The sequence below is a fragment of the Candidatus Symbiopectobacterium sp. genome (assembly GCF_020054415.1).
GTDB lineage: Bacteria > Pseudomonadota > Gammaproteobacteria > Enterobacterales > Enterobacteriaceae > Symbiopectobacterium.
Genome location: NZ_JAHWCO010000013.1, coordinates 1 through 2,047, shown reverse-complemented (window position 1 = coordinate 2,047; position 2,047 = coordinate 1). Strand labels below are relative to the sequence as shown.

At 49.2% G+C, this 2,047-nt stretch carries 3 protein-coding genes and 1 pseudogene; 2 read left to right on the top strand and 2 right to left on the bottom strand.

The features are described from left to right. Positions 1–79 (bottom strand): annotated as a pseudogene (locus tag QZ506_RS00430) (IS1 family transposase); the annotation flags it as partial. Between the two features lie 539 nt (positions 80–618). Between QZ506_RS00430 and arcA the strand changes: the two are divergent. Then, positions 619–1,335: a two-component system response regulator ArcA gene (gene arcA / locus QZ506_RS00425; RefSeq protein WP_291968301.1), complete on the top strand. Its 717-nt coding sequence runs from the start codon at positions 619–621 to the stop codon at positions 1,333–1,335. Between the two features lie 85 nt (positions 1,336–1,420). On the opposite strand, the gene creA is transcribed toward arcA, so the two are convergent. Then, positions 1,421–1,903, bottom strand: a complete 483-nt coding sequence (gene creA, locus QZ506_RS00420) for a protein CreA (protein WP_291968302.1) — start codon at positions 1,901–1,903, stop codon at positions 1,421–1,423. Positions 1,904–1,948: 45 nt separating this feature from the next. On the opposite strand from creA, the gene QZ506_RS00415 reads away from it, so the two are divergent. Beyond that, positions 1,949–2,047, top strand: a 99-nt coding sequence (locus QZ506_RS00415; protein WP_367272947.1) for an IS1 family transposase, incomplete at its 3' end; no start/stop codon positions are given.

The window sequence follows — 2,047 nt, the reverse complement described above, 5'->3', positions numbered from 1 at the left end:
GGCCACTTTTGCCATAACCGTGTTTTTTCACAGGAGATGTCTGTTCACAAAACGGGCATCTTACATCAACTTTAGCCACTGTATTCCACATCCAAAACCGGACATTTCACACTGCAATCAACATATTGAATACACGACCGTATTTTTCACAAAATAGTTAACGTGCTACAATGAAATTTGATATATGTCAACGGAACCGTAGATTTGTGAGCGTTCAAAATCGGCGCTTACTGTTATGTTGCTGTTAATAAGGTTAAACTATGCACCACTTTAGGCGTAGTTGAGTTAGCCTGATTATCATCTGATATCGCCGGTTATCACGTAGAAAGCACTGGCGCTGCCCGCGCAACTGATTCACGCGGAATTTTGTCAGCGTCAGGCAACCGATACGCGGAGATGTCGTTGCTGTAGCAACGTGCCGCATCGGTTGAAGTCAGGCATGCACTAGGAACGTATTTGCGTACTTTAGTCTACATTGCGAGAGTGAGCGTGTTCTTTGCGCCTCAAGCTCCGGTAAGAGCCCTATAATCTCGCACCAGGCGTGCGGGCACGAAAAGACCGATGGCGACTTATGTACTTCCGAATTCTATAATTAGTTGGCAATTTTAGGTAGCAAACATGCAGACCCCGCACATTCTTATTGTCGAAGACGAGTTGGTAACTCGCAACACCCTCAAGAGCATATTTGAGGCTGAAGGATATGTCGTTCACGAAGCCACTGACGGCGCTGAGATGCACCATATCCTGTCCGAACATGATATCAATCTTGTGATCATGGACATCAATCTGCCCGGCAAAAATGGCCTGCTGTTGGCACGCGAACTGCGTGAACAGGTTAGCGTCGCGCTGATGTTCCTGACCGGGCGCGATAACGAAGTGGATAAGATCCTCGGCCTGGAAATAGGTGCTGATGATTACATCACCAAACCGTTTAACCCACGTGAGTTGACTATCCGTGCACGTAATTTGCTGTCCCGTACCATGAATTTGGGCGGTGTGAGCGAAGAGCGTCGTCTGGTAGAAAGCTACCGTTTCAATGGTTGGGAACTGGACATCAACAGCCGTTCGCTGATTAGCCCAGCGGGTGAGCAGTACAAACTGCCGCGCGGCGAGTTCCGTGCGATGCTGCACTTCTGCGAAAACCCTGGCAAGATTCAGACCCGTGCTGAACTGTTGAAGAAAATGACCGGCCGCGAGCTGAAACCGCACGACCGCACCGTGGACGTGACGATTCGCCGCATTCGTAAGCATTTCGAATCTACAGCCGATACGCCGGAAATCATCGCCACCATTCATGGCGAGGGCTACCGTTTCTGCGGCGATCTGGAAGACTAACGTCGCGCCGCCAGTGACTAAAAAAGGCCGAAACCCTCTGGTTTCTGCCTTTTTTCTATATCAGCACCGATTATTCCCTAAGACACTACTCGCTCTTGCCCCAGGGAATTATTGGTACCGCGCTCAAGGCGTTTTTTGGCGAGCCGTCGACCAAACGATCGGAATACGTCAGGTAGACCAGGGCGTTGCGTTTCTCATCATAGAAACGAACCACCTGAAGTTTTTTGAACACCAGTGACGTGCGCTTTTGGAACACCACCGTGCCACTATCATCACTTTTCTTTATCTTATCCGACAGCGTAATCGGCCCAACCTGCTGGCAGGAAATGGCAGCATCGGAGGTATCTTCTGCCAAACCTAAGCCCCCTTTGATACCGCCGGTTTTAGCACAGATCAAATAGCAGGTAACGTTCGCAACATCAGGATCATCAAAGGCTTCCACCACAATTTTATGGTCTGGCCCCAGCAGTTTGAAAACCGTATCTACAGAACCGATCTGTTCCGCCCTAGCGACGCTACCTACGCCCAACAACGCGAAACAGGCTCCCATGATGGTCGTGTATTCAATATTTTGATTGCAGTGTGAAATGTCCGGTTTTGGATGTGGAATACAGTGGCTAAAGTTGATGTAAGATGCCCGTTTTGTGAACAGACATCTCCTGTGAAAAAACACGGTTATGGCAAAAGTGGCCATCAGCGTTACCGTCGTCAG